Here is a 4,838-nt window from a genome sequence, read left to right on the forward strand (position 1 = left end):
ATATTCCACGTGTATATTCTTCTCCATGTGTATTTTAATAGATTTTCGATTTCTGCAGACGGCTGAATTTTCGTGTATTCTAAGAGTAGTATGTCTTCAAACTGCTTTTGGCTCATCCGTGGCCCCACTATCCCGGGAAGAACTTCTGGAAGCTCCTCGCCAGCATAGGGAAGCCCTACTTTTGTGGTAAGTAGTTCCGCTAGGGCTTTGCCTTGACGAACCTTTTCTCCCTGCGAATTCAATGAAGTGGCAGAAGCACCTGCTCCAAGAGCAAGTACAATATTTCCATCCTTCAGTGCATTCAAAAGCAACTGTTCATCGGCGGCACTAAGCTGAATCACTTCCTTCTCCCCGGCAAATTACGCCGAGTTTACGATTTTAGATCGAGCATTGCGAGCAGCATTTTGGCGCGCTGAGTCGCGGCTTGGAATGAGTCATTTCAGAATGTGGCGATGCGAGGTGACGGTTATGCCCCGTTCGCCGCGCTGAGTATCGCCCGCACGCTCGCCGTCGCCACGTCGGTGTCCAGCCCGCAGCCGAACAGGCTCTTCCCGTCGGCTGTCCTGCACTCCACGTAAGCCGCGGCCTGCACATTGCTGCCCTGGCCGATCGCGTGCTCGCTATAGTCGACGATGTCCATCACCGGGCCGCCGCTTTCGCTGAGCGCGGCGATGACGCTCGACATCAGGCCGTTGCCGCGGCCGCTGACGCTGCGCGGGGTGCCGTCGATGGTGAGCTTGCCGGCGAAGATGCGGTCGGCGCCCGAGTGGGTTTCGGACCAGTCGACGAGCTGGAAGCGCTTGGCTTCGGTCGCCAGATACTGCCCCTCGAACGCGTGCCAGATGTCTTCGGCGCCGAGCTCGCGGCTCGTCCGGTCGGCGAGCGCCTGGACGATGTGGCTGAAGCTCGCCTGCATCTTTTTGGGCAGTTTCAGGCCCTTGTCCTGTTCGAGCACCCATGCGACGCCGCCCTTGCCCGACTGGCTGTTGACGCGGATCACCGCTTCGTAGCTGCGGCCGAGGTCGGCGGGGTCGATGGGCAGATAAGGGACTTCCCAGCGCTCGTCATTCTGGCGTTCGCGCGCGGCGAAGCCTTTCTTGATCGCGTCCTGATGGCTGCCCGAAAAGGCGGTGTAGACGAGCTCGCCGCCATAGGGGTGGCGCGGGTGGACGGGCAGGTTGTTGCAATATTCGACCGTCGCGATGACCTCATCGATGTTCGAGAAGTCGAGTTCGGGGTCGACGCCCTGCGTGTACATGTTGAGCGCGATGGTGACGAGGCAGGTGTTGCCCGTGCGCTCGCCATTGCCGAACAGGCAGCCCTCGACGCGGTCGGCGCCCGCGAGCAGGCCGAGCTCGGCCGCGGCGACGCCGGTGCCGCGGTCGTTGTGGGTGTGCAAGGAGATGATCGCGCGGTCGCGGTTCGGGAGGTTCTTGCAGAAATATTCGATCTGGTCGGCGTAGATGTTCGCCGTCGACGCCTCGACCGTCGCGGGGAGGTTGAGGATGATCGGCTTGTCCGCCGTGGGCTGGAGGATGTCCATCACCGCCTCGCAGCAGGCGATGCTGAAATCGAGCTCGGCGGTCGAGAAGGTTTCGGGGCTGTATTCAAAGCGCCAGTCGGTGCCGGGCAGGCGCGCGGCATTGTCGCGGAGCTGCTTCGCACCCTCGATCGCGATCTGCTTGATGTCGTCCATCTCCATGCCGAAGACGATCTTGCGCCACGCGGGGCTGACCGCGTTGTAGACGTGGACGATCGCGGTTTTCGCGCCCTCGAGGCTGTCGAAGCTGGTGCGGATGAGGTCGGCGCGCGACTGGGTGAGCACCTGCGGGGTGACGTCGTCGGGGGTGCGGCCGTTCTTCACGAGGCCCGAGATGAAGTCGAATTCGGTCGCGCCGGCGCTGGGGAAGCCGACCTCGATCTCCTTGAACCCGCAGCGGACGAGCAGGTCGAAGAAACGCGCCTTTTTCTCGGCGTCCATCGGGTCGATCAGCGACTGGTTGCCGTCGCGCATGTCGGTGGAGAGCCAGATCGGCGCCTGGGTGGTGACGCGGCCGGGCCATTCGCGGTTCGCGAGCGGAACTTGCGGGAAGGCGGAATATTTCGCGGACGGGTCGCGGAGCATGGTCATGGGGTTCAAACTTCTTCTGGTGGTTGCGGTGCTTGTCGATCGGACCCTTGAGCGGGTGGCCGCGACTAGCGCGCAGCCAGTGTCACGCCCAAGGGCGTGTAAGTCGCAGAAGAAGAAGGGCGTTGCCGCGCATGGGCGTTCCAGTGACGCAAAATGTCGCGCGATGCAAGGGGGGAATGCGAAAATTGCGTGGGGTGCGGGGTCAGCCCGCCACCCATTCGACCTTCGGATCGGTGAAATCGACGACGTCGGCGAGCTCGCGGACGTTCGGATAGCCATAGCCGACGAGGTTGATGAAGGTCTGGATATTGAGCGCGAGCGCCGCCGATTTGAGCGGTACGGGACTCCGGTGGTTCGAGAAATTATTGTTGCAGTAGATGAGGATGGGGCGGTCGGGGTTCGCGCCGATGACTGCGGCAAGGCTCTCGGCCGTGAAGTCGGTGAGGGGGAGGTTGACTGCGCCCCGGATATGGCCGCGCTGGAAGGCGTCCTTCGAGCGTGCGTCGAGGAGGAGGGCGCCCGGATTCGCGGCCGCGGCCTTGAAGGCGTCGAAGGCGAGCAGGCGCTGCGCGCGTTCGGGCGCGACGCTGGCGGTGAGCATCTGGAAGCCGGGGTAGTCAATCTGGGGGTTCGCTTGTGCGAAAGCGGGCGTTGCGGCGCTTGCGAGGACCGGGACAAGAGCGAGAAGCAGGGTGCGCATGAATATCCTCCCTTTGAATGGAGAGGGTGCTACGCCTTGTCGGCTGGCTCTGCGATGAACCGAAAATGGCGCCGGGCCGCGAGAGGCTTCGCAGCCCGGCGTAGTGCAGGGGACCGAAAAGAGAGGGTCAGGCGGCCTCGCTCTCGTCGTCGCCTTCCTCGTCCCAGGGTTCGAAGACCTCGTCCTCGATCATATTGTCGACCGCGTGGATGCGGACGCCGATCAGCCAGTCTTCGAGCGGGCCTTCCCATGCGGCCTCGACCGGGGTCAGCGCGTCGGCGGCCCCGGGCTCCGGAGAGGCGCCGGCTGGCCGGTCGCCGACGAGGTCGAAGTCCTGCACGCCGTCGTCGGGCGGGGTGATATAGACATGCGGTTCGAGCCGGACCTGGCTCCAGCCGGCAGTGGGGGTGAGACCCTCGGCCTCGACCGCCAGCACCGGATTTTCCTCGTCGCCGCCGACGAAGGCGTTCACTTCGACAATTTCGCGTACCAGTTCGCTCATCACACGCGCTCCTTGTGCGAAAAGGGGCGGGACCCGCGAGGGTCCCGTCCCGTTCTTACGCGGCGCGTGTGACAGATTGGGGAGCGCTTACTGCTTTTCGAATGCGGCGTGGATTTCGAGTTCGACCGCGTCGCTGACCATCGGGATGCCGTAGGCGATGCCGAAATCGCTGCGCTTGATCGTCGCTTCGGCCTGGAACCCGATGGTTTCCTTCTTGTTCATGCCGACGCCCGCGCCGTGGAACTCGACGTCGAGGGTGACGGGCTTGGTCACGCCGTTGAGCGTGAGGTTGCCGGTGACCTTGGCCTCGTCGCCATCATCGTCGAGGGTGACACCGGTCGAGACGAATTTGGCGTCGGCGGGAGCGGCGCCGAAGAAGTCGGCTTTGCCGCCGTCCTTGCCCGCGCGGAGGAGATGGCTCGTAAGGCCCGCGCTGGCGGTCGTGACCTTCGACACGGGGATGGTGACATCGACCTTTGCCGCGGCGAGGTTCGCGGGATCGATGACGAGCGTGCCGGTCACGTCGCCGAAGATGCCGGTATATTTGCTGAAGCCGAGATGGTCGACTTCCCACACGACCATCGTGTGGCCGGCGTCGGCGGCATAGGTGCCCGCGGTGACGCGCGACTTGTCGGGGGCACCGGGCGCGCCCGACGGGGCCTGCGCGATAACGACGGGAACCGCGACAACGGCAAGCGCGAGGACGGCAAGGGGAGCGATGCGACGCATGGGGGATCTCCTGTTTGAAGGAGCGCAGGCTAGGCGAGCCGGGGCGCCGGCGTCAATCGTCGCCATCGAAACGCTTTGTTTCCGGTTTATGCCATCCATGATAGGAAGGCGCGATCAACCCGAAGGCTGGGGGGCCTTCCATCATGGACGCATTGTTCGCCCGCGAAGCGGGCGAAATCGAGAACGCCTTTCTGGCGGCGCCGTTCGAAGGGGGCGGCTGGGATGCGGCGTTGCGCCTGCTCGCGCGCCGGTCCGGATCTTCCCACGCCCAGTTGATCGGTCTCGGCACCGACGCGACGCTGTTCAATTTCCTGCCCGACGTCGATCCGGTCTATCAGCGCGAATTCGTCGAGATCGAGGCTTGGCGGCCCGAGGTCAACTGGCGCGTTGCGGTGACCGGGCGGCCCTTCGAGATATTGAGCGAGCGGCATTATGATGTCGCGCGGGCGCGTAACCGCAGTGATGATTATGAGGAGCATGTCAGGCGATGGGGCGGCGTTCACGGTTGCCAGACCGCGCTGATCGAGGGCGACGGGCTGCTCGTCGGGATGGCGACGTTGCGGACCGAGCGCGACGGCCGGACGGGAGAGCGCGACCGGAAGCTGTTCGCGGCGGGCGCAACATATGCGCTGGCGGCGATCAGGATGCAGCAGGCGATGGCGCGCCGCGGCGCCGAGATGACGATGGGCGCATTCGACACGATCGGGGTCGCGGCGTTCCTGATCGACCGGCATGGCGCGGTCGCGGCGCTGTCGGCCGCCGCCGAAGCCATGGTC

5 protein-coding genes and 1 pseudogene are annotated in these 4,838 nt (G+C 64.3%); 1 reads left to right on the top strand and 5 read right to left on the bottom strand.

The genetic code is table 11. From position 1 onward, the window contains the following. The 5 genes from VN047_RS21750 to VN047_RS21770 form a co-directional block, all read right to left on the bottom strand. A partial coding sequence (locus VN047_RS21750; protein ID WP_325546412.1) for a hypothetical protein occupies positions 1 to 341 on the bottom strand: 341 nt, incomplete at its 3' end. Positions 342 to 466: 125 nt separating this feature from the next. Next, the gene (gene leuA / locus VN047_RS21755; protein WP_325546414.1) at positions 467 to 2,131 is read right to left on the bottom strand and encodes a 2-isopropylmalate synthase; all 1,665 of its coding nucleotides are present in this window, start codon (positions 2,129 to 2,131) and stop codon (positions 467 to 469) included. A 202-nt stretch (positions 2,132 to 2,333) separates the two neighbouring features. Beyond that, complete coding sequence (locus VN047_RS21760) at positions 2,334 to 2,831, bottom strand: rhodanese-like domain-containing protein (RefSeq protein WP_325546416.1); 498 nt, start codon at positions 2,829 to 2,831, stop codon at positions 2,334 to 2,336. Positions 2,832 to 2,958: 127 nt separating this feature from the next. Beyond that, positions 2,959 to 3,333: a hypothetical protein gene (locus VN047_RS21765; RefSeq protein WP_325546418.1), complete on the bottom strand. Its 375-nt coding sequence runs from the start codon at positions 3,331 to 3,333 to the stop codon at positions 2,959 to 2,961. An 87-nt stretch (positions 3,334 to 3,420) separates the two neighbouring features. Then, complete coding sequence (locus VN047_RS21770; RefSeq protein ID WP_325546420.1) at positions 3,421 to 4,062, bottom strand: YceI family protein; 642 nt, start codon at positions 4,060 to 4,062, stop codon at positions 3,421 to 3,423. 143 nt (positions 4,063 to 4,205) lie between these two features. Here VN047_RS21770 and VN047_RS21775 point away from each other — a divergent pair. Then, positions 4,206 to 4,838: pseudogene (locus VN047_RS21775) on the top strand (helix-turn-helix transcriptional regulator); the annotation flags it as partial.

It is taken from the genome of Sphingopyxis sp., assembly GCF_035565275.1.
GTDB lineage: Bacteria > Pseudomonadota > Alphaproteobacteria > Sphingomonadales > Sphingomonadaceae > Sphingopyxis.